We start from the raw sequence: 23,312 nt of genomic DNA on the forward strand, positions 1-23,312 counted from the left end.
ATAATGAAGGTATAATTGGAAAGTTTAGCCGATCCTTTTTTAACTTTGCTGAACTTTCTCGTTTCATTCAAATGTTAACTCATTGCTGAAATAAAATTAAAAGATTATGGTAACTGTAAGTGAAACCGCAAAAAACAAGATCGTTGAATTACGCAAAGCAGATGGCTTTCAGGACGACTATCAGATCCGTGTAGGTGTGTTGGGTGGAGGATGTTCGGGGCTTACCTATAATCTTGAATTTAATTCGGAAAGTAAGCCGAGCGATATGATTTTTGAAGACAAAGGCGTAAAGATCATTGTGGATAAAAAAAGTTTGCTGTATCTGGCCGGTACGGTCCTTGAATTTTCGGATGGTCTCAATGGAAAAGGATTCCAGTTTATTAATCCAAATGCAACACGTACCTGCGGATGCGGAGAAAGTTTTGCCGTGTAAGTGACATTTTAAAAATATTTATTTAAACGAAACGCGCTGTGAATTTCACAGCGCGTTTCGTTTATAGGACAGAATCGATTTAATTTGTCATCATATCCTAATCCGGATTGTTACACACTTGATCCGGTGAGCGGTATTTTCATAAATTAAATTCATTAATGAAACCAACTCTTTTAATTTTAGCTGCCGGCATTGGCAGTCGGTACGGTGGAATCAAACAGCTTGACCAGTTCGGCCCAAATGGTGAGACGATCATCGACTATTCTCTATACGATGCCATCCGGAGTGGTTTCGGGAAAGTGGTGTTCATTGTGCGCCAGGAAATAAAAGAAAGTGCCGAGGCGCTTTTTGCACCAATACTTAAAGGTAAAATAGATTACGATTTTGCAATTCAGGGTGTGCAGTCTTATGTACCAGCGGACCTTGGTACCGTGGACCGCGTGAAGCCATGGGGTACCGGGCATGCCACACTTTGCGCCTGGGAGCAAACGAAGACGCCTTTTGCGGTCATTAATGCGGACGATTTTTATGGACGCGATGCGTTTGCGACGATGTCCGAATTCTTACAAAATGATACGGACGACAGGCAGCACGCCATGATCGGGTATGAGCTGAAACGTACCTTATCCGAAAACGGAACGGTATCCCGCGGAGTATGTGTTGAAAGAGCGGACCATAACCTGGAATCTGTTGTGGAGCGTACCAAAATTTTTGAGAAAGACGGCGCAATTTATTTTGAAGAAGAAGCCGGGCTTACAGAACTTGCACCGGAAACACCGGTTTCCATGAACTTCTGGGGCTTCAAACCATCTATGTTTCCAATTACCAATGACTTGTTTCAGGCCTATGCCAGAAACAATATCCATACTCCCAAAGCGGAGTTTTATATCCCTACCGTAATGACACATATTATCAAAAGCGGGCTGGGTGACTGCCGGGTTTTCCGCAGCGCTTCGGACTGGTTTGGTGTTACTTATCCGGAGGATAAACCCACAGTACAAGCAGCGTTATCCGCACTGCATGCGTCCGGAGATTATCCGGATAAACTTTGGGAATAGTGAAATCGTAGGATTGTATCCAATAAAAAGAGGTGCCCCATCTTGAAAATGAGGCACCTCTTTTACATTTAATGTAATGGATCCCTACTACTTCTGAAGTAAGGCGTCCAGCATTTTTTCTGCCAGGAATTTATTCCCGAACTCTGTAAGGTGCACACGGTCCGATGTCAGGATACCTTTTTCCTTGTTTTCAGGATTGTTTTGTACAAGGTAATCCGCGAAATATTTCCTCAGATCACACAGCTGTAAACTGTTCCTGGCGGCAATATCACGGATTGTTTTGGCATACTGGTTCAGATCTCCGTCCTGCTGGTTAGAGTTGTCGTTTCTTTCACCAATAACCGTGGGCGTACACAGAATGACTCTGATGTTCTGCGCCTTCAGTTTCCTGATGATCGCTTCATAGAATTTCACATACTTGTCCAGATCTGTCCCGGTACCAGACGACGCTTTATGCCAAACGTCATTGATGCCTATATAAATAAAGACAACGTCGGGTTTCTTGGATAAAACATCATCTTCCAGTCTGAGGTAAAGATCATATACTTTATTGCCGCCTATACCTGCACCGATTAATTCAAACTGGCCGGCTTGTCCTTTTGTTTTCAGCATTTCACCCACTTGAGTGATGTAGCCTGTAGGGCCGACACCGGCCTGTGTAATAGAATCTCCGAAAAAGATGACACGCAGGGGCTTGTCCTGGCGCATGGCCAGCAATGGAAGGGACAGCAGGGCAATCTGGAAAAATTTGAAAACGTTTCGCATGAGAAAATTTGAAATAGGATTTAGCTAAAAAGACGATGTATTCGAAAAGTTACCCTTCGGATAGGCACCAGAGTACGATTTATTCGGTACCCGGTGTGATGATCCGGATCTGGCCGGGCAGGGCGGTATAGGGTAAAGCAAATGCAATACCGGGTTGCAGTTGTTTCTGCATGTGCAGAGGAAGCTTTAAGGCTCGGATTTTATCCTGTATCATGGCGCTCACCAGCACATGATCCTGAAGGATCGAGCAGGATACCACTTCTCCATAGAGGATAAGGCCTTCCTCCTCCTCCGTATTTTCATTGAGGTATACTTCCTTTGGGGTGCCACATCTGGTGATCCTTCCCTGATCCATCACTGCTACCTGATCGGCGATACGGAAGATATCCCCGATATTATGCGTCACCATGATCATCGTGAACTGATATTTCCGATGGAAGTCGGCCAGGATATCCTGCACGGTTTTTCTGAAACCCGTATCCAGAGCTGACATTGGCTCGTCCAGGAGGAGCAGGTCTGGCTTGCTGACAAGCGCCCTTGCAATGGCCACCCGCTGCTGCTGCCCGCCGGAAAGCTGGCTGGGCTTTCGATCCGCCAGTGTTGACAGATCAATACTTTCCAGAATTTCCCCGACAATCTTGTTATCATTGCCTTTGGGCAAGGCAAACAGCAGATTGTTTTGTACCGTCAGATGCGGAAAAAGGGCATAATCCTGAAATACAAAGCCTGTTTTTCGTTGCTGTGCGGGGATATTGATTTGGGCGGAGGAATCAAACCAAACGTTTTTTCCGAATGTGATTTTACCGGTTTCGGGTTGGATCAGGCCGGCAATCTGTTTAAGCAGGGTGGTTTTCCCTACACCGGAAGGGCCCGTCAATGCAAGGATTGCCCCTTTGTCAACACGGAGCGATAGGTCCATAGGCATTTTGCCACCGGCGCCCAGCAATGCATGCCGGATATGGATTTCAAGCGGACGGTCTGACACGGAGCAGGCGGTTATTGACAGAATATACCAAAAGCAGAATCGTAAAGGTAATCACAAACAGTACCAGTGCATACTGGTTTGCTGCGGGATAATTCAGCGCTTCCACTTCATTGTAAATGGCAACCGAGGCAACTTTGGTAACCCCCGGAATATTGCCGCCGATCATCAGTACCACTCCAAATTCCCCAACGGTATGCGCAAACGTGAGTACGAAAGCGGTTAATATGGCTGGCTTGCAGTTGGGAAGCAGTATCCTGATAAATGTTTCCCATTCGCTTTTTCCCAAGGTATAGGAAGCCTCCCTCAGTGAGGCAGGCAAGGCCTGAAGGCCAGCGCGAATGGGGTAGATCATAAAAGGAAGGCTGTAAATAACGGACGCAATCACGAGCCCGGGAAATGAAAATACAAGGCGGATACCTATTATTTTTTCCACCCAGCTGCCAAACCAGTAGGAGGGGCTGAAAGCCAGTAACAAATAAAACCCAATGACCGAAGGCGGAAGTACGAGCGGCATGCCGATCAGCGCTTCAAGGATACCCCGTCCTTTAAATTTACCGAATGCCAGCCAGTAGGCCACGGGCATTGCAAGCAGCAGCAGGATGACCGAGGTGATACTTGCCAGCTTAAAAGTAAGCCAAAGCGGTTGCCAGTCCATCATTGATTATTTATAACCGTATCGTTTAAAAATGGCTTTTGCTTCTGCCGAATAGAGAAAATCATAAAACTGGCGACTGGTTTCCTTTTTTGGAGAACTGTCGCTGTGCTTCAGCAAAATGGCCGACTGGCTAATGGGTGCATAGAGTGTGGAATCCAGGATAACGTAGCTCCCTTTTTCTTTCATTTCGGGGGATAATACAATTGATAGCGCATTAAAACCAGCTTCCACGGATCCCGATGTGATGTACTGGGCCGTTTGAGCAATGCTTTCTCCAAACACAAGCTTGCCTTTCAGTTCGGTATAAAGATTCAGTTTTTTTAAAACCTGTTCAGCGGCTTCACCATAAGGAGCATTTCTGGGATTCGGAATTGCAATTTTTTTTACCTTGTCACTGGTCAGCAGCTGTACATTGAGCTGTTCGGCAGGGATACGCTTGCTCCATAATACCAAGGTTCCTGTGGCGTAAACTCTGGGTTTTTCGTCGGATCCGCCGTTGCCGTAAATTTCCTGAGGGTATCTGGTATCCGCTGAAACGAAAACATCAAAAGGTGCCCCTTCGCGGATTTGTGCGGTGAGCTTTCCGGAAGAGCCGGTGATGATTTCAGCTTGTTTTCCGTACTTTTTTTCAAATGCTGCTTTGATATCCTTCATCACATACTGGACACTCGCTGCCGTGGCGATAATGAGTTTCTCGGATGGTTTGGAACAGCTTCCGAGGAGTATCAGAATGGAAAACAGAAAGGTTGTTATCTTCATTTTGCTAAGTTACTCTAATTTGCTTTTACAAGGCTGGAACGGTCCACAGAATTTGGCATTGATGTTCCATGCTGATTTTAAGGATAAACTTTAATGCTATTTACTTATTTGGTTGCGACCGTTGCGGTTAAAAGTAGTAAATTGCGCCCCATTTTTGAACACCTTAAACGGTGATAAATTTATTTAAAAATCAATGATAATAGAAACTGCGCTAAGAACCCGCCAAACTTCCGAATATTACTTTTCGGTAAAGCTGGCTGAGGTGCGCAAACTGCTTGCCGAAGGTCATGATGTGATTAATCTCGGCATAGGAAATCCGGATATGATGCCCTCGGAACAAACGATCCAGGCATTAGCAAATGCAGCCCTGAAACCTCAGGCCCACGGTTATCAGCCCTATGTGGGAACACCTGCTTATCGCAACGCGATTGCCTCTTTCTATTATCAGACCTATGGTGTAAAGCTCGATCCTCTTACCGAAATCCTGCCTCTCATTGGTTCTAAGGAGGGCATTACACATATATCGCTCACATTTCTGGATCCTGGCGATGAAGTACTCGTGCCCGAACTGGGTTATCCGGCCTACCGTGCCGTGAGCCAGATGGTGGGAGCGGTTGTTCAGGAGTACCCTTTAAGAGAAGAGCATGGCTGGCAGCCCGACTGGGAAGTTATGGAAGGCCTGGTGTCTGCACGGACCAAGATCATGTGGCTCAACTATCCGCATATGCCAACGGGAGCACCCGCTACCATCGCGTTGTTTGAACAGGCCGTCGCTTTTGCGCAAAAACATAAAATATTATTGTGCCATGATAATCCTTACAGTCTGGTACTGAATAAGAAAAAACCCATCAGTCTGCTTTCAGTTCCGGGTGCCCGGGAGGTAGCCATTGAACTGAATTCCATGAGCAAGTCACATAATATGGCTGGTTGGCGGCTGGGCTGGGTGGCGGCCGCAAAGCCCTACATTGATGCCGTGCTCACCATTAAGAGTAATGTGGATTCAGGGATGTTCTGGGCTATGCAAGAGGCGGCGGTGGCTGCCTTGCAGAATGATCAGGCGTGGCATGATTCCCGGAACGCGGTATATCAGGGCCGTTTGGATGCGGCAGAGGCTTTTCTGTCCGCCCTAAACTGTACCTGGGATTCCAGGCAGGAGGGTATGTTTCTTTGGGGTAAACTGCCGGATTCTGTGGAATCTGCGGAGCAACTGGTGAATTCTTTACTGTTGGAAAAATACGTATTTATTGCACCGGGTTTTATTTTCGGCCCCAAAGGACAAAGGTATATCCGCTTGTCACTGTGTATGCCTAAAGAACGGATATGGGAAGCGGTGAAGCGGATTAAAGGATAGTGGCTGAAAGGGAGGGAGGGGGAGAAAACGGAGGAGAGGGAGGAAGGCCTGGGTTTTACATTTGTTGTTGATTTAATGCTAAGTTTATGATTATTAGTATAATCGGTATTGGTCTTTTGGGCGGCTCATTTGCTTTAGGCCTGCGTGAAAAATACCCTCATTTAAAATTTGTCGGTGTGGATACTTCCACCGTCAACCAGAAAATTGCCCTGGCTAAAGGGATTGTGGATGAAATCGTTTCCCTGGAAGAAGCTTTGCAGATTTCTGAACTGAATGTACTGGCTACGCCGGTGGATGCTATTACCAGGCTTTTACCGCTTATGCTGGACCAGTTACCGGAGGGAAGAACGATTATGGACCTGGGGTCTACCAAAGAACTTATCTGCAGTCTCGCCGACCAGCATCCCAAAAGGGCGCAGTTTGTGGCTGTCCATCCTATGGCTGGTACCGAAAATTCCGGGCCCGGTGCGGCCTTTAAAGAGCTTTTACCTGATAAAAATGTCATTATCTGCGACAAGGAGAAGAGTTCACCGGATGCGTTGATGCTGGTTGAAACCTTTTTGCGGGATTGTGGTATGAAAATTCATTACATGAACCCCGTTGAGCATGACCTCCATCTGGCCTATGTTTCGCACTTGAGCCATATCAGTTCGTTTGCACTCGGGCTTACCGTGCTGGATAAAGAACAGGATGAAAGAGCGATCTTTGATATGGCAAGTACAGGGTTTTCGTCTACGGTCCGTTTGGCTAAAAGTTCCCCCCAGATGTGGGCTCCCATTTTTGATCAGAATAAAACCAATGTTTCCAAAGCGCTTGGCGATTATATTGAATTACTGAAGAAATTCAAAGATGCCATTGATCAGAGTGATACCGAAACAAGCCTCGGCTTTATGAGCAGGGCCAATGACATTGGCAGGATCCTGGCCGGAATTGAAAAAAAATAGTATTCAAATATTCTAAATTTTTAACCGGGGAGAGTATTTTCTTTTTTATGTTCCAGCGAATTGTTGACAGTTTTAGTAAGGATGTTTTTCTGATATATCTATTGTATGCCGGTATTCTGTTAAGGATATTTCTTTATTTTACACTTCCCGGTTTGGGGGTCGATGCGCACGGAGAAGTAATAAATTTTATTTTGCAAAAAGGCAGATTGCCATTAGCACGAGAGGTTTTTTGTGCAATGCATCCTCCGCTTTATTATATTTTAGCACTTCCTTTTTTCTATTTTGATACTCTTCAGAGCCAGAAAATAACACAAATTTTTTCCCTCCTGCTTGCATGTGGTAACCTATATCTACTATTTCGGCTTTGCAAGGATTTACTACCTGATATCCTGACAAGAAATGTCGCTTTTTTATTAGCATTGTTTCTGCATTCTTTTGTTACCTTTTCCTTATATGTTTCCAATGATACATTGGCATATTTTATTGGGACGGCCATTTTTTATGCTCTTCACAGATATATCTCCGCGCCCACAAGGCTGAACGAAGTAATTGTCGCCATTTTACTGGGACTTGGACTATTGACAAAAGGCACATTTCTGGCATTTGCGCCGCCCCTGGTCCTGGTTGTGCTATTATCACTTTGGAAAAGAGATGTGCCTTTTATGACCATACTAGGTAGAGTGCTGCTTTTTGGATTTGTCGTCTTCACGCTCGGCTGCTACAAGTATCTGGAAAATTATCATGCAGAGAACCGTTTCGTTGTACATAACTTAGATTTCTTCCATTATATGCCGGCCAATATGTATGATGGCGACAGAAGTATATGGTATTTTAATTTAAAGCAATTGATCCTAAATCCGACTTACTTTGAAGGAGATAGATCTCTTGAAAGTATTTATCCAGTTTTATTTTATGCTACCTTCTGGTATAAGTTTTGCGAACCATTTAATGGATTTGAACTGGGTTCCCGCACTGCATTTAAATATATAGGAAGCATCTTATATATGGTGGGCCTTGTCCCTTCGGTGCTACTATTACTAGGATCATTTGTTAAGTCAATTTCTGTTCTGGAGTTCTTAAAAAAGCTTAGGTCTAATGAAAGGAAGTCTTTTGAAAAAGGGCTTGAAGAAGCCGCCTGGCTAAGTATTTTATTCCTGAGTATTTTATTGGTGATCATTGCCGGATACAAGTACAATGTATGGGTGTGTTTTCAGTCCCGTTTATTTCTTCAATCGTTTTTCCCTATTATCTGGATCCTGTACACAGGATTTATTTTCATGAAGGAGAGATTTTATTTTGCATATAAAGCAGGTATCCTGTCGATGGTTTTTATCTCTGTGCTCTGCATTATTTATTATCTGACCGAAGGTATTCATGTCCTTATGTACTGATAATGCCGTTATCCGGACATGTTTCTAACATGAGCGACTAAAAAGGGGATCTTATCATGCTGGAAATAGGACCTGCTTTTTTATTTCATATCTGAAGATGTGGTTGATCAGCTTTCGGGAATTTATGCCGGAGCTTTTATTTGAAGCTCGCAAGTGGATCCTGTACAGCAGGGCTGGAATTAAAAGCAAGGAGGCCGTTCCCAATCGGGGACGGCCTCCTTGCTTTTATTATTGAGGGATCCTTAGAAGTTCAATATCCACATCTTAGCGGATGCAATATCTTTTCCTCCCAGTGCAGTAACAGCAGCATTGTAATTTTCTTTGTTGTTACTTGCCTCATCCAGTGGATACATGTAACGCTGAGGGTAGGTGTACGAACCGAACGAAGCAGCAATTTTAGCTATGAAAGTAGGTTTTCCCGTTCTCTTATAGTCCGTGTAAGCTTCGTTCTGATTGGTGATCAGCATGGCTAGCCATTTCTGCGTGGCGATCTTTTCAAGATCAGCAGTGGTTCCGTCCAGTGCAACACCAGGTTTCGCATAGTAGGCGGTAAAATTGTCCACTATTTTGTCTGAGCCAATGTACGTGGCAGGTTTGGTACCATCTTCGATCTGCCATCTGAGGAAGGATAACTTGATGCCGTTTTCGTAGTAGCCTTTAACAGTACCTGCTGAGATCCATCCTTTTTGGCGAGCCTCTGCCAGCAGGAATGCCATCTCGTCCGATTCCATCAATACAGCCTTAAGCCGTGGGTCGCTGGTTTTGGACAACAAAGCGGAGAATCCGGTAAGACGGCGGTTGTCGTAAAAACCATTGCTTCCCGTCAGCCCTGTTCCGCCATATTGTGCCTGAACGTTGGTAGGGTTGGGTGTTCCAAACCATTTTGCATCCAGTACGTAAGGAACGGACGTAACGTTGCCGTTCAGGTCTCTTCCTGCTGCAACCATCGCGGCAGCGTCGTCAGCAGTGGCCGGATAATGGTTAATGGTGTACGTAAAACCATTGATCTTAACCGCTTCGTCTACCTTCGCAGGCTTACTTGACAATGGGGAAAGAACGGGTGCAAAAATAACGTACATACGTGGGTCGTCCAGAGCAACCATCTGATCGATCAGATATTTGGTTGGTTTTTGCTCTGTAAAGGTATTTCCGGTTCCCCAGTTCCTTTGGGTATACCACGATTCCGCCTCAGTGGTGCCTGGGAAAGTAAGGCCAGCATTATCTGCCACTGCTGACATATAATTGTTACTGCTTGCAATGGCCTGCATGTCAGCACTCAAATCCTTACCGGCTTTCTTGAAAGCTTCGTAAGAATGTACCATCAGACGGAACTTGAGAGAGTTGGCAAATTTAATCCACTTTGTTTTGTCTCCCTTGAACAGTACATCATGATCTGCGGGTAACCCTTTGCTGTTGGCATCTGAAAGGATGGAAACGGCATTGTTCAGCATCGCAAACATGTTTTCATAAACTTCTTTTTGGGAATCGAATTTTGGGAAAATATCCCCGGTTCTTCCCTGAACGGCCTCACTGAAAGGGATATCTCCGTATTTTTCGGTAAGATAGGACGCCACTACACATTTAAGGATGTCTGCCGCAGCCACGTTGGCCATGTTACCTTCCGTTGTGGCCAGCTTTCTAACCGCTTCGAGCGTTCTTAGCTGTCCTGCTCCGTCGTTACCAGTACCTGCGTAGGCATTCTTATCCTGGAACAGCCAGTTTGCATCTGTCTTGGTGTAAAAAGCGGGGATCTGGTCACCACTGTAGCAGTCCATAAAGTACAATGCGGCCTGCCCTCTGGGTGCATCTGTTGCCGCCTGACCATAACTTTTCGCCACGTTTACAATGGACGTAGTCAACTGATACCGTGAGTAGGTAAAGTAATCTTTATTGAAGGAAGCCTCCCTTTCATCTAGCCGCAGTTGGTCGCCACAGGATGTAGCAAGTACCAGTGTCGAGCATAGGGCAACATATTTTATTAACTTGATCATAATCGTATCTGTTTTATAATTCATCAAAAGCTAACTCCAAGCTTTAAGCCCATTGTACGCATTGGAGGTAATCCAAATTGCGCCACACCCATACCGGAAACACCATCGTTGAAAGCAGTTTCAGGGTCCTCGTTCATCCGGTTTTTAGCCCAGAACATAACGTTTTTGGTGAAAAAGGTGAGCGACAGATCCTGCAAATGAAGTTTCTGAACAAAGGCCTTATCGAATTGATAGGTTAGATTGATTTCCTTTATCTTGAATGAAGTTGCATCGTGCGTTCTGAATTGTGCACCTGACCATAATTCATTTCCTTCCATTGCGTATGGATTCAGATAAATGGTTTTGTTAGGATCATCACCATTTTTGATATACGCTGCGTCAGGAAGGCTCAGTTTTTCCTCTGCTGTCAGGTTAGACAGATCGTAATTAGGGTCAATGTAAACGGCATTCCAGTATCCGAAATATCTTGGGTCACCATTGTACAACGGCATTACACTCTGCATTTTCTCTCTGTAATCCTCAAAGCCAGCTTCTGTGAATGTTGCATCCGGATTTGGCATGCTTGGCAGACCACCCGCGAAACGACCACCGGTAAATAATTTGTCATAGTCTTTGCCATAGATCTTCTTGATGTCGGCCATACCATCATCAATCATGATTTTCTGTGTTTCAGAAATGAACACACCACCCACTCTCAGGCTGGTAACCACGTTCAGTCTGAAATTTTTGTATTTGGCATCCGCATTAAAGCCCATGATCGCCTTGGGGTTCATATTACCCAGGTAACCATACTTTCTGATGTGGTCTGTTGTTGTAACAGCTTCCTCGATGATACCGCTCATACCCGTCAGCATCATGCCTTTGTACTTTCCGCTTTGGATGTAAGGAATGGGCGCCTGAGCATACATGTCACCCACTTTGGATCCTTTGAAGAGTGATAAGTTTGCAGTACCCGCATAACCATAAAACTTCTCGGCAAATCTGGAATCCAGCTTTTCAATTTTAGAATTGAAAGTGGACAGGTTACCACCAACACCTACTTCCCAGTCTTTGGTACGGATAGGTACAAATCTTAAGGAAAGTTCAATACCCTTGGAAATAACAGATCCCATGTTGGTCAGCACGGAACTGAAACCTGATGACCCTACCACCGGAAGGTTCTGGATCTGGTTAATGTGGTTTTTAGAATAAGCAGTAAATTCTCCCGTTACTCTGCTGTTAAGCGCTCTGAAGTCAAGACCAATTTCCTGAGTTACGTTCAGCTCAGGATCGATATCGGCATCTACAAGGGTACCACCGATCGTTCCCATCTGTACACCACCCCAGGTATTGCCATTAATTCCATAGCTATCCAGGTTAACAGGGTTCCCGATACCATAACCAGTTTGAGAATAACTTCCTCTCAGTTTTATAAGATTGATGGCTGGTCCCATTTTAAATGTTTCCGTTGCAATCCAGCTTAGCGATGCACCAGGGTAAAAATGGCTGGCTTTTTCACTTGGAAGAATACCGGCCCAGTCATTACGTCCTGTAACTTCAAGGTAAAGGGTACCTTTCCATCCAAGGGTTGCAGTGGCATAAGCACCGTAGTTTCTGGTAGAATATCCTCTGTCAAATGAGGCAGCTTGTCTTACAGCCGCTGGCAGCGATGCATAATTGAACGAGTTGGGTGTAGCTAATTCGCTTCCACCGAAGCCCGAACTGTTTGCTTCATTGAATTTGTAAGAGAAACCTCCCAAAGCGTCCAGAGACAACTGATCATCCAGGAAGTTTTTATTAAATGAAAGCAGAACATCGGTATTCACGGAAACGTTGTTGGAGTTCTGCTGCTCATATCCACCTTTTTCCGCTCTTTCTGAACCCCATGGTGTTTTGCGTTCGAACGCGAAATTCTCATGGTTCATACCGGTACGTACCGTCAGATTAAGCGGATCAATCAATTTCCAGTCCAGCTGAATTTTTCCGAAAACGATGTCTTTGGCAAATGTTCTGATTACATTTTGGGCAGCAAAATAAGGGCCGTTTTTACCAACAGCTTTGTCAAAGCCCTGCGCGTTTACACGGCTCAAACGAGCTTCACCAGGGTTGTTCAGGTAAGGCGTATTCTGGTAAGTACCGGTCCAGTCAGTCAGCCAGGTGTTGGCATCTTTCCATACCGACATTTTTGGCATGTTGATCGGCATAGACATCGCATGGGCAAGCGGGTTATCTTCTCTTTTTCCCTGAATGTGCGACTGGTTAGGAGCAAACGTGCGCGAATACGAAGCCATGGAAGTGATCGTCACTTTTTTATTGACTTTGTATTGGGCATCAAAGGATACGTTGGTACGAATCGTTTTGTTGCTTGGGATAACACCCGAATAGGTCATATTTCCTACGTTGACCCTGTAATTTCCTTTGTCGTAGTTTCCTGTTACAGCCACGTTGTTGTCCAGCATGACGCCCGTTTTCAGGAATGCAAGCAAAGGATTTTGGTCACCGCGCGCTTCCAGAATTGACTTCTCCCACTTCTGGTTCACGATATCCCATCTCCATAGAGGATCAACATTGTTTTTTGTATCATTAACAGCCCAGCCAAGCCCTTTTTTGTCATCGGTCATCGGCTCTCCTTCTTCTCCACCCTGGAAGAACTGTCTTTGAACCGGAGGTGCGCTATAGGCACGGTCAAATGAAACAGCACTGTTTACTGAAATGCCAAGGCCTCTTTTAGCCTGCGCTCCTGATTTTGTGGTAATCAGGATTACCCCGTTACCCGCAGAAGAACCATAAAGAGCGGAAGCACTGGCACCTTTCAGGATGGAAATGCTTTCGATATCATTCGGGTTGATAGAGTTCATGTAGTTACCTACATCGATACCCGCGGTAGTACCCACACTGTTGGACATCAAAGGTACCCCGTTCAAAACGATCAGTGGCTGAGTTGCATTATTGATGTTAGACTTAGCGTCATTTCCTTTCATGATACCTGCCAGCGAAGTTGCTCCACGAATGTTGAACATCACGGATGAGGTAGGTGAGGAGTTTAGGCTGTTCATCTGAACCCCGGTTGTTTTTCCATCCAATGATTTCAAAGGGTTGGATGTTCCGGCTGCTTCAATATCACCGGAATTAAAAGAGGTGGTAGCATACCCGAGGGCTCTTTTTGATTTGGAGATACCGAGGGCTGTTACAACTACTTCGTTCAGTGTTTCAGCACTTTCTTTCAGCACTACATCAATCACCGAGCTGTTGCCAACAGGTATTTCCTGTGACTGATACCCGATAAAAGAAACGATCAGTACCTGGCCAGGTGCGTCGCCTACAACGATGGAAAAGTTACCATTCACGTCTGTAGAGCTCCCTGTGGTGGTTCCTTTTAAAAGAACGTTGACGCCAGGAAGTCCGATGCCATCTTTTTCTGCAGTGATTTTTCCGGTGATGGTACGCTCGGCAATGGCTTTTTTACCATTCGGCGCCATTCGGTTTCCAAAAGCAAGGGGTGCGATGGTACCTGCGCAAAGCAGCCACACACTTACCAGGAGACATATCCTCTTCCCGGTGGTTAAAATAGAGGTTTTCATTGAATTTGGATTAGGTTAGTAAAATTGATCATACACTTTGAGGTTATATTACATTTAGGACTTGTCAATTCCGCGGTCCCGGCATTCATTACCATGCTACTGGTCATTCCATTATACCTAAATTTTTATGGAACAGCATGCCTGATACCTCAGTCATTGGGCTTTGTTTCTCGTTTTTTTCTTTTCTCTTCATATTTAACCTGTTTAATTTTAGTATTCGCTTCGGATTTTCGCGGGTTTAATAAGGACCGAACTGACTTTAACGATGTAAATACAAGATCGGCGGCAAATCGTACTATCTCTAAAATAGGTTTTTTGTTAAGGAATTGTTAAAACTACCCATCGGACAAGCTGGCTGAATTTCAGACAGCCTTTATATCCTGGCGTGACAGGATGTTTATACAACTTGTGGTTGTTTTCTGGATGTCCTGTCCGTTCAATTGTTTTCCTGGCCCGGAGCGCGATGGTATCCTGCCTCAAAGTATAAAAAACAGAACAACCAACGTGTTAACGCCACGGTCCATACGACCAGCAATGAGTTGACGTTCTGATAAGGATAACGGGAGTGATGAAGTGGTTAAACATAGCTGGTGCACTCAGCCGGAACCATGCAGGCGCTACCTGTTGTAACAAGCTAACATAAAATCTTCGAAAACAAAAGAGTTGAGTACTTAAATTTAAACTACTATAATTGCAGGCGGAAAAGGCTCATCAAAGCCGCCTTTATATATTTGCCAAGATCCTCCTCACCTGTTTCTTAAAAACACCGAAAACCTGAACAACATTATACCGTTTAAAGATCACTGAAGTTGGACAGAAGTATAGATCAACAGACCGGGTTGCAATTTTTACGTAACACCGGTGAAATGGGGGACCTGATTTTCACCCACGATTGGACCAACACCCCTCTGGGAACTATTGACAAGTGGCCGCGTAGCCTGCGTACTACTTTGGGAATAATGTTACACTCCGCTTTCCCAATGTTTCTGTTTTGGGGGAAAGATCGTATTTGCTTCTATAACGATGCTTACCGCCCCAGCCTGGGAGTAAGCGGAAAACACCCGGCCATAGGAAAACCCGCACAGGAGGTATGGCCTGAGATATGGGAATTCATTGGTGATTTGATTAGCACGGTATATGTTACGGGAGTGCCCCAATGGTTTCAGGATAAACTGGTGCCGATCTATCGGAATGGCCGGATTGAAGATGTATACTGGACCTTCAGCTATAGTCCCGCATATGGAGATGATGGTCAGATAGGAGGTGTACTGGTGACCTGTATGGAGACTACATCCACGGTATTGGCGCGGAAACAGATAGAGGAAACGGTTACCGAAAGAACAAGGGAGTTGGAACAGGCGAATGCTTCGGTACGGCAGCTAAACGCCTATCTTCAGGATATTATCAATTCTTTTAAGCAGCCGCTTCAGGTACTTGAGCCGGTATTTGAGGAAGGTGTAATTGTTGACTTTCGATATCGGTTAACCAACCAGGCATACGCGAATTGCGCGAATACCACTCCTGAGGCCATTCAAAACAAAAGGGTTAGTGAAATTTTCCCGGGTTATCTGAAAACTACAAGTTTCTCGAACGTAGCCAAAACCTACCTGTCGGGCGAGACAGATACCTGGATGATTCATTACGATCAGGATGGGCTTGACCTGTACAACGAGATGACCGCCATTAAAATGGAGAATGAGGTAATTCTTCATTTTGCTGATTTTACAAAACTGAAATACCTGGAGTTTGAATTGCTTAAGAAAATTACTGAGCTGGAAAATTCTAACAATAATCTGGAAGCTTTCGCTCATGCTGCATCGCATGATCTTAAGGAACCCATCCGAAAGATTCAGATTTTCTCAAGCCGGCTCAGAATGCAGCTCGCCGAGCGGATGGACGAACGTGATCTGGCCATGTTTAACTCGATTGAGAATGCATCCAAACGGATGAGTCGTATGATTGACGATCTGCTTTTGTACGCACAGTTTAGCATGTTGCCCCCAGAAAAAGAGAAGGTCGATCTGAACGTGACGATTCAGCAGGTATTGGAGGATCTTGAAGTGAGTATCCTGGAAACCGGCACTTCTGTTATCCTGGCCGATCTTCCGGTTGTGAAAGTTTATGGAAGACAGCTTCATCAGATGTTTCAGAACTTGTTGAGCAATTCTGTGAAGTATCGTAATCCTGACGTTCCCCTCCGTATTGACATTTCATACCAGCCCCGGACTGAAGACGGTAAGCCATATCATCTTATTGAAGTTCGGGATAACGGAATGGGTTTTGAGCAGGAATTTGCGGCTAAAATATTCCAGTTGTTCACCCGCCTGCATAATGGCGGAGCGCAATCAGGAAGTGGTATCGGCCTTTCCACAGTGAAAAAGGTGATTGATAATCACAATGGTATGGTAAGGGTTGAAAGTAAGGTAGGAATCGGCACTTCGTTCCAGGTGCTTTTGCCGGTGAACTGAAGAACAGCCGCAAAATCAGGAAAGGTGATCCATTCACCAAAACACCCGCATTAGAAAATTAAATATTCGCAGGCGAGCCGTAAAAAACAGCTCCTGGCTTTTTACAGACTTAACAACACCCTTTCCTGCTGATTCCCGTAGCCGACAGCTTAGATGATTGCCTGGCGAAAACTATCTCCGAACCGGCAATCTCAGTTATGGCTACAGTATCAATAGATTCGGCTACATCGGTTTGCCTTGTGCTGCAGAAATTTGCAGAAACAAAAAAACTGAAAAATGAAAATAGTAGTAACAGGTTCATTGGGGCACATCAGCGGGCCCCTGACCGAAACATTGGTTCAAAATGGCCACCAGGTAACCGTGATCAGCAGTCATGCGGAAAGAGTAAAAGATATTGAAGCCCTGGGTGCCACAGCTGCCATTGGCACGCTGGAAGACGTTGATTTTTTAACTGCTGCTTTTACAGGTGCCGATGCGGTATATTGTATGGTGCCTCCGGGGAACTACTTTGATCCCAACTTCGACTTGCTGGCATATTATCAGCGATTAGGTACCCATTATGCACAGGCCATACGGCAGGCGGGTATTAAGCGTGTGGTCAACCTCAGTACCATCGGGGCGCATCTGTCCGAAGGCTCGGGGATACTGATAGGGGCTCACCATGTACAGCATATCCTGAACCAACTCCCCGGCGGGGTGGCCATCACGCACATGCGGCCTACATCTTTCTACTACAATTTATATGGCTATCTGGAAATGATCAGGTCGCAAGGGGTCATTGCAGCGAACTATGGCGCGGATCGTCTGATACCCTGGGTATCTCCCATCGACATCGCATCAGCCGTGGCCGAGGAACTGGAAACGCCGTTTACCGGCAGAAAAATCCGGTATGTTGCCAGTGAGGAGCTGACAGGTAACCAAACGGCGGCCATTTTGGGGGCGGCTATCGGGAAGCCCGATTTGAAATGGGAACTGATTTCCGACGAGCAGTCGCTGAGCGCATTGGAGGCAATCGGGATGAATAAACGAATTGCAGCTGGTTTGGTGGAAATGTATGCCAGCCTGTACAGCGGGGTATTGGCAGAGGATTATAATCTGAACAAACCGGAGGTTATGGGAAAGGTGAAACTGACGGACTTTGCCAGGGAATTCGCTGCTGCTTTTGAGCAAAAATAATTAACTTGTGACATGGCAACTACGCAACCGCTTCGATTTAAAACGATTACAGCATTTCACCAGTTCAGGCGGCTGCCCAAGCCGGAGCATCCGCTGATCAGCGTGATCGACCTGGCGTTGATGCAAAGGGTATCGGCCAATGAAATGGGGATGGTCAAGGATTTTTACATGATTGCTTTAAAAAGGAATTTTAACGCAAAAATGAAATATGGCCAGCAGGATTATGATTTTGATGAAGGTGTCATGTTCTTCATGGCGCCCGGACAAGTGCTGAGAATCGAGGTCGGGACGGATACACAACTGAAACAGTCGGGATGGATGTTACTGGTCCATCCCGATTTTTTATGGAATACCCCGTTAGCCAAAACCATTAAACAATACGAATATTTCGACTACTCAGTGAATGAGGCCCTTTTTGTTTCGGAAAAGGAAGAAAACATCGTTACCGGAATCATAGAGGGTATTCAGCAGGAGTATCACGCCAACCTCGATAAGTTCAGCCAGGACCTGATCATTGCCCAGCTGGAACTGCTGCTCAGGTATTCGGAAAGATTTTATCACCGGCAATTCATCACCAGGAAAATAGCCAATCACAAAATCCTGGATCGCCTGGAGAATATCCTGACACAATATTTCAATGGCGATGATTTGATGAAAAAGGGACTTCCAACCGTTCAGTACATTGCCGAAACGCTCAACATTTCGCCGAATTACCTGAGTGGTATGCTGAAATTATTGACCGGACAAACCACCCAGCAGCACATTCACGACAAGCTGATTGACCGGGCGAAGGAGAAATTGTCGACCACCGATTTATCGGTGAGCGAAATTGCTTACGAGCTGGGGTTTGAACATTCCCAGTCGTTCAGCAAATTATTCAAGACCAAAACAAGCCAGTCGCCATTGGAATTTCGGCAATCGTTTAATTGATACCATCCAGTGTTTTAATTTCTGAAATAGCGGTTGTGTCGCCAAATTGAACACTTCCTTTGTTTTCCACCTCGAACTTCATAATTTACGTCTCGTCGGGCTGTGAAACTTCACAACCCAGCTGCCGGCAAAAGTTTCCGGAAATTATGTACATAACAGTATTGTCTGATGGATTTATTGAACCCCAAAAAAGGGACAACTGCCGTATGGGCAGGAGAGACAGACCGGTTTTTCAAAGGAGCCACCACCGTTCCGGTCGTTAACAGCGTAGCATTTTCTTATGAAGACCTGGATGAGTGGTACGATGTCGCAACAGGAAAAACATCGGGTCATATTTATAGCAGGAATACCAATCCGACGGTTCATGTTCTCGAAGAAAAAATAAGGCTGCTCGAAGGGGCAGAAGCGGCAACTTCTTTTGCAACCGGCATGGGTGCCATCAGTAATACCTTGTTTGCATTGCTTGGCCCCGGCAAAAGGGTGGTGTCTGTGAAAGATACCTATGGGGGGACCAGTAAGATTTTCCTGGAGTTTCTGCCTCCGTATGCTATTGATGTCACCCTTTGTGAAACGACTGATCACGAAGCACTTGAAACAGAGATAGCAAAAGGCTGTGACGTGGTGTACCTGGAAACTCCTACTAATCCGACGCTCAAAATAATGGATATCCGCCGGTTGTCCGAGGCTGCACATAGGGTGGGGGCAGTGGTGGTGGTGGACAATACCTTTGCTACACCTATTAATCAGAACCCCATACAGCTCGGCGCCGACCTGGTTATTCACAGCGCTACTAAATTCATTTGCGGTCATTCGGATGCTATGGGAGGGTTATTATGTGGCAAGGCAGAATTGGTTAAAAAAGTATTCAGTTTCAGGGAGATCAACGGTGCCAGCCTTCAGGCAGATCCCGCTTACCTGATCTTGCGCGGCATGAAAACACTTGAGCTGCGGATTGAACGCCAGAATGCCTCGGCCCTGAAAATTGCAAAGTACCTCAAAACTCATCCGGCCATTGAGGATGTATTTTATCCGGGTTTGGAAAGTCATCCGGGGCACGAGATCGCCAGAACGCAAATGTCTGGATATGGCGGTGTTTTGAGTTTTGCGCTGAAAGGTAACTACGATACGGTAAAAGCATTTCTCCCCAAACTCAAACTGGTACACCTGGCGGCAAGTCTGGGATCTGTCAGCACGCTCGCCGGGCCGCCCAGGACCACAAGCCACGTAGAACTCTCGGAAGAGCAACGCGCATTGCTGGGGATACCCGAAAGTTTGATAAGGTATTCGGTCGGTATCGAAAATGTGGAAGATCTTTTAGCGGATCTTGAACAGGCACTGGCCGCTCTGTAGCGATATTGACTTTTAGTTGTCAAAATGCCTCGTTATTAATGATGTATGTAAAAATAAATTGCCGATAACTATCTCATATACCATATGTTTAAAGGTTTAAATTTTCTATTCCTGGTCGGAATGACCCTGCTGGTGGCTAGTACGGGATTTGCTCAAACAGGCAAAGACATCGCTGCCGGGCGACTGGAAAGAGAAATGGAACGGATAGCGAAACTGGCCAAGGGTAAAGTCGGTATTTATGCGGTGCACCTGGAATCAGGCATGGAGGTAAGTATGAACCTGAAAGAAAGATTCCCGATGGCAAGTACGGTAAAAGTAGCCATTGCGGTACAGCTTTTAAAAAAGATAGAAAAAGGGGAGCTGTCGCTGATGACCATGGTGGATCTGCAGCCGTCGGATCTGCATCCCGGAAGTGGTACCCTGGATGTGCTGTTTGCCAAACCGGGTGTTCAGCTTTCGGTACAGAACCTGCTCGAGCTGATGATGACCATCAGTGATAATTCCGCTACCGACATTTTACTTCGGCTGGCGGGCGGCGCTGAGGCCGTCAGGGACTGTCTGAAAAACCTGGGCATTCAGGGGATGTCCGTAGATCGAACCATTATCCAGCTCATCGCAGACCTGGAAGGAATTACCCTACCTCCGCAGGAGCAGTGGGTATCGGGTTTTTACAGCAAATTATGGGAAACTACCACACCCGCATCCCGGCTCGCTGCCGAAATGAAACTGAGAACTGACCCACGCGATACCTCCACGCCCGAGGCGATGGTGAACCTGCTCAGCCAGATTTACAAGGGTACCGCACTTCAACCGGAAAGCAGGGATCTGCTACTGGCAGTAATGGAAAGGTGTAAAGGAGGTACCGCGCGGATCAAAGGATACCTTCCGCCTGAAACGGTGGTGGCCCATAAAACAGGAACCTTAAATGCCAGTGCCACCGATGATGTTGGGATTATTACTTTGCCGGATCATGCCGGACATATAGCCATTGCTGTTTTTGTGGCCTCCTCCGCTCAGCCAATGGCAGAACGTGAACAGACCATAGCCCACCTGAGCCGTACGGTTTATGATTATTTTCTCTTTCAACAACCTGTAACTTCCGCTTATCCCCGCTGATATGAAGTACCTTCTGCTCGCCATGCTCATCGGCATAACATGTACTTCACATGCTCAGAAAAAAATAACTGCCAAACAGATTCAGGAGTTTGACAGCTATGTGGAAATGGTTCGCAAACAATGGGATGTGCCAGGGCTGTCGATTACAGTGGTCAAGGATAATCAGGTTATTTTCAAAAAGGGATATGGTGTGCGGGAACTGGGAAAACCGGAACGGGTGGATACCCAAACCTTATTTGCCTGCGCCTCCACAACCAAGGCCATGACCGTTGCGCTGATGGGTATGCTGGTGGATGAAGGGAAAATCCGGTGGGATGATCCTGTTTATAAATATCTGCCAGAACTCCAGTTTTATGATCCTTACGTTACGCGCAATGTAAGGATACGGGACCTGCTCACGCACAATACGGGTGTTGGCAGTACCGATTTTTTTACAGGAGCCATGCACATCCCTGTCAATGAAATGTTCAAACGGATGGTGCTCGTTAAACCTTCCTATCCATTGCGGGGAGGGTTTGTGTATCAGAATATAATGTACTCAGCGGCGGGCCGTATCATTGAAAGACTTACCGGTAAATTATGGTCGGAGGTGATACAGGAAAGGATCTTCACTCCGCTGGGGATGGATCAGACTGCTCCCAAAAGAGGGTTTATCAAAACAGAAAATGTAACCAGGCCGCATTACAAAATCAACGATACCATCAGGGTAATTGATTACGGAGCCGACAGTGAGATCGGGTCTGCAGGTGCCGTGTGGTCGTCTGCGGATGATATGAGTAAATGGGTGATTTGCATGCTGGACAGCAGTAAGTTTAACGGAGGCCGACTTCTAAAGCCTGAAACCTGGGCAGAAATATTTAAGCCGCACACGATGTTCCCGGCCGACGAATACCCTACCATGCAAATCCTGCAACCTAACTGGCGCACCTACGGACTCGGGTGGTACCAGCACGACTACAAGGGGAAAAAAGTTAATTTTCACACCGGAAGCCTTTCAGGATTGACCGCCATCACCGCACAGTTGCCGGAAGAAAAACTGGGTATTTTCGTGTTTGGGAATTATGACCATGCAGAGGTAAGGCATGTACTGGTTTATAAAGCTTTTGACTGGTTTGCACTCGGAGGCGCACGGGACTGGAATTCGGAGTTCAGGACACTGTATTCCGGTCTGGCAGAAAAGAACAGAGAAAACGTTGCGGATTTTGAGAAGAAGAGAGTTTTGAATACCAAGTCCTCACTGGCTTTGCAGGAATATGCCGGGAAGTATGTCAGTCCGCTCTATGGCGAAGCGGAAATTATCGTAATGGACAATTTGCTGTCCGTTAATGTAAACCATGTTTTGTATGCCAAATTAGCCCACTGGCATTATGATACTTTCCGGGGCCCGTATCAAAAGGCATGGTATGGCAAGGCCACCGCAAGATTTAATCTGAATGTTGGGGGGGAGGTGGATGTGCTGTGGTTTGATGGAATGGAATTCAGAAAAGCTAAAAATTAACGGATATAGATGTCCTGATGAGCAGAACTTCTATGGTGTTGTTGAATTTTTTTGAATCAAATGATATAATTAATCAGAGATAAAACAATAAATTTGACAGCTTAGATACTTTATTTGCAAAAGGACAAGGGTTTTGCCGTTTTCCTGAAAGCTACCTAACTATTAAGTGAGTCAGATTTCTTCGATGAGTGCCTTAGCCGTTAAAAACCTGCCGGATGATGAGGAGATATTGCTGTGGCATGAGCTGTTGACAGGTAATGTCACTTCGTTTGAACAGCTTATCGGGCGTACCTATGATCTGTTGTTTCAATATGGCAGCAAATTCAGCCGTGACAGGGAGTTGATCAAGGATTCCATCCAGGATGTGTTTCTGGAAGTTTGGGAAAAAAGGAGTACCCTCAACGGGAATATTCCTCCCAAAGCTTATCTGCTGGCATCCCTTCGCCGCAGGTTACACAGGCTCGGCCAACGTAACCGAATGGTCCCGGTGGAAGATTTCAGCCAGCTTCCTTCCGGCTTTGACATCGAATTCAGTGCGGAGTATCTTTTTATCCGGCTGGAAGAAGACAAACAGACCGCAAGCCGCATCACATGCCTGCTGAATGAATTACCCAAAAGACAAAAAGAGGCGGTCTATCTTAAATTCTTCCATGACCTCGACCGCGACGAAATAGCTACCATCATGGATATCCATCCGCAGTCGGTATCCAACCTATTGCAAACTGCTTTTAAATGGATGAAAAACCAGTGGAAGGTATTGATATCCATTGTGTTACTGGTTAGCCTCTTTCAGTAGTCCGCATTGCTCTCCATAAAATTTAAAAAAAAGATAAAAAAATACAGTATCGGATAAAGGTACGTGTCTAATGGTATTTGAATGAT

Annotated in this window: 18 protein-coding genes; 12 read left to right on the forward strand and 6 right to left on the reverse strand. The window is 45.7% G+C overall.

Features of this window, described 5'->3' with window-relative positions; genetic code table 11:
- Positions 1–106 precede the first annotated feature (106 nt).
- Both KOE27_RS02435 and KOE27_RS02440 read left to right on the forward strand, forming a co-directional pair.
- Positions 107–433, forward strand: coding sequence for a HesB/IscA family protein (locus KOE27_RS02435; RefSeq protein ID WP_215237263.1), 327 nt, complete (start codon positions 107–109; stop codon positions 431–433).
- A 158-nt stretch (positions 434–591) separates the two neighbouring features.
- Positions 592–1,491, forward strand: a complete 900-nt coding sequence (locus tag KOE27_RS02440; RefSeq protein WP_215237264.1) for a nucleotidyltransferase family protein — start codon at positions 592–594, stop codon at positions 1,489–1,491.
- Between the two features lie 87 nt (positions 1,492–1,578).
- On the opposite strand, the gene KOE27_RS02445 is transcribed toward KOE27_RS02440, so the two are convergent.
- From KOE27_RS02445 to modA, 4 genes are all read right to left on the reverse strand, one after another.
- Entirely contained in the window at positions 1,579–2,256 is a 678-nt protein-coding gene (locus KOE27_RS02445) for an SGNH/GDSL hydrolase family protein (RefSeq protein WP_215237265.1), read from the reverse strand.
- 79 nt (positions 2,257–2,335) lie between these two features.
- Complete coding sequence (locus tag KOE27_RS02450; RefSeq protein ID WP_215237266.1) at positions 2,336–3,241, reverse strand: sulfate/molybdate ABC transporter ATP-binding protein; 906 nt, start codon at positions 3,239–3,241, stop codon at positions 2,336–2,338.
- Positions 3,222–3,896 (reverse strand): molybdate ABC transporter permease subunit, encoded by a 675-nt coding sequence (gene modB, locus KOE27_RS02455; protein WP_215238343.1) that lies wholly within the window; start codon positions 3,894–3,896, stop codon positions 3,222–3,224. The genes KOE27_RS02450 and modB overlap by 20 nt, the downstream gene beginning before the upstream one ends.
- 6 nt (positions 3,897–3,902) lie before the next feature.
- Positions 3,903–4,655 carry a molybdate ABC transporter substrate-binding protein gene (gene modA / locus KOE27_RS02460; protein WP_215237267.1) on the reverse strand — a complete coding sequence of 251 codons (753 nt, stop codon included), beginning with the start codon at positions 4,653–4,655 and terminating at the stop codon, positions 3,903–3,905.
- Positions 4,656–4,848: 193 nt separating this feature from the next.
- On the opposite strand from modA, the gene KOE27_RS02465 reads away from it, so the two are divergent.
- The 3 genes from KOE27_RS02465 (at position 4,849) to KOE27_RS02475 (ending at position 8,341) form a co-directional block, all read left to right on the forward strand.
- Positions 4,849–6,006: a pyridoxal phosphate-dependent aminotransferase gene (locus KOE27_RS02465; protein WP_215237268.1), complete on the forward strand. Its 1,158-nt coding sequence runs from the start codon at positions 4,849–4,851 to the stop codon at positions 6,004–6,006.
- Between the two features lie 86 nt (positions 6,007–6,092).
- Entirely contained in the window at positions 6,093–6,950 is an 858-nt protein-coding gene (locus KOE27_RS02470) for a prephenate dehydrogenase (RefSeq protein ID WP_215237269.1), read from the forward strand.
- Between the two features lie 152 nt (positions 6,951–7,102).
- Positions 7,103–8,341, forward strand: a complete 1,239-nt coding sequence (locus KOE27_RS02475; protein ID WP_215237270.1) for a phospholipid carrier-dependent glycosyltransferase — start codon at positions 7,103–7,105, stop codon at positions 8,339–8,341.
- Positions 8,342–8,583: 242 nt separating this feature from the next.
- Here the strand turns inward: KOE27_RS02475 and KOE27_RS02480 are convergent, their stop codons facing one another.
- Positions 8,584–10,332, reverse strand: a complete 1,749-nt coding sequence (locus KOE27_RS02480; RefSeq protein ID WP_215237271.1) for a SusD/RagB family nutrient-binding outer membrane lipoprotein — start codon at positions 10,330–10,332, stop codon at positions 8,584–8,586.
- A gap of 23 nt (positions 10,333–10,355) precedes the next feature.
- Entirely contained in the window at positions 10,356–13,892 is a 3,537-nt protein-coding gene (locus KOE27_RS02485; RefSeq protein WP_215237272.1) for a SusC/RagA family TonB-linked outer membrane protein, read from the reverse strand.
- Positions 13,893–14,758: 866 nt separating this feature from the next.
- Between KOE27_RS02485 and KOE27_RS02490 the strand changes: the two genes are divergently transcribed.
- The 7 genes from KOE27_RS02490 (at position 14,759) to KOE27_RS02520 (ending at position 23,226) form a co-directional block, all read left to right on the forward strand.
- The gene (locus KOE27_RS02490; RefSeq protein ID WP_215237273.1) at positions 14,759–16,360 is read left to right on the forward strand and encodes a sensor histidine kinase; all 1,602 of its coding nucleotides are present in this window, start codon (positions 14,759–14,761) and stop codon (positions 16,358–16,360) included.
- A 276-nt stretch (positions 16,361–16,636) separates the two neighbouring features.
- Positions 16,637–17,536, forward strand: coding sequence for an NmrA family NAD(P)-binding protein (locus tag KOE27_RS02495; RefSeq protein ID WP_215237274.1), 900 nt, complete (start codon positions 16,637–16,639; stop codon positions 17,534–17,536).
- Positions 17,537–17,548: 12 nt separating this feature from the next.
- The gene (locus tag KOE27_RS02500; protein WP_215237275.1) at positions 17,549–18,466 is read left to right on the forward strand and encodes a helix-turn-helix domain-containing protein; all 918 of its coding nucleotides are present in this window, start codon (positions 17,549–17,551) and stop codon (positions 18,464–18,466) included.
- Between the two features lie 168 nt (positions 18,467–18,634).
- Positions 18,635–19,816, forward strand: a complete 1,182-nt coding sequence (locus KOE27_RS02505; protein WP_215237276.1) for a cystathionine gamma-synthase family protein — start codon at positions 18,635–18,637, stop codon at positions 19,814–19,816.
- An 84-nt stretch (positions 19,817–19,900) separates the two neighbouring features.
- Positions 19,901–20,932: a class A beta-lactamase gene (gene bla / locus KOE27_RS02510; RefSeq protein ID WP_215237277.1), complete on the forward strand. Its 1,032-nt coding sequence runs from the start codon at positions 19,901–19,903 to the stop codon at positions 20,930–20,932.
- 1 nt (position 20,933) lies between these two features.
- The gene (locus tag KOE27_RS02515; RefSeq protein ID WP_215237278.1) at positions 20,934–22,430 is read left to right on the forward strand and encodes a serine hydrolase; all 1,497 of its coding nucleotides are present in this window, start codon (positions 20,934–20,936) and stop codon (positions 22,428–22,430) included.
- Positions 22,431–22,614: 184 nt separating this feature from the next.
- Complete coding sequence (locus KOE27_RS02520) at positions 22,615–23,226, forward strand: RNA polymerase sigma factor (protein WP_215237279.1); 612 nt, start codon at positions 22,615–22,617, stop codon at positions 23,224–23,226.
- Positions 23,227–23,312 lie beyond the last annotated feature (86 nt).

The organism is Dyadobacter sp. CECT 9275 (assembly GCF_907164905.1).
Classification (GTDB): Bacteria; Bacteroidota; Bacteroidia; order Cytophagales; family Spirosomataceae; genus Dyadobacter; species Dyadobacter helix.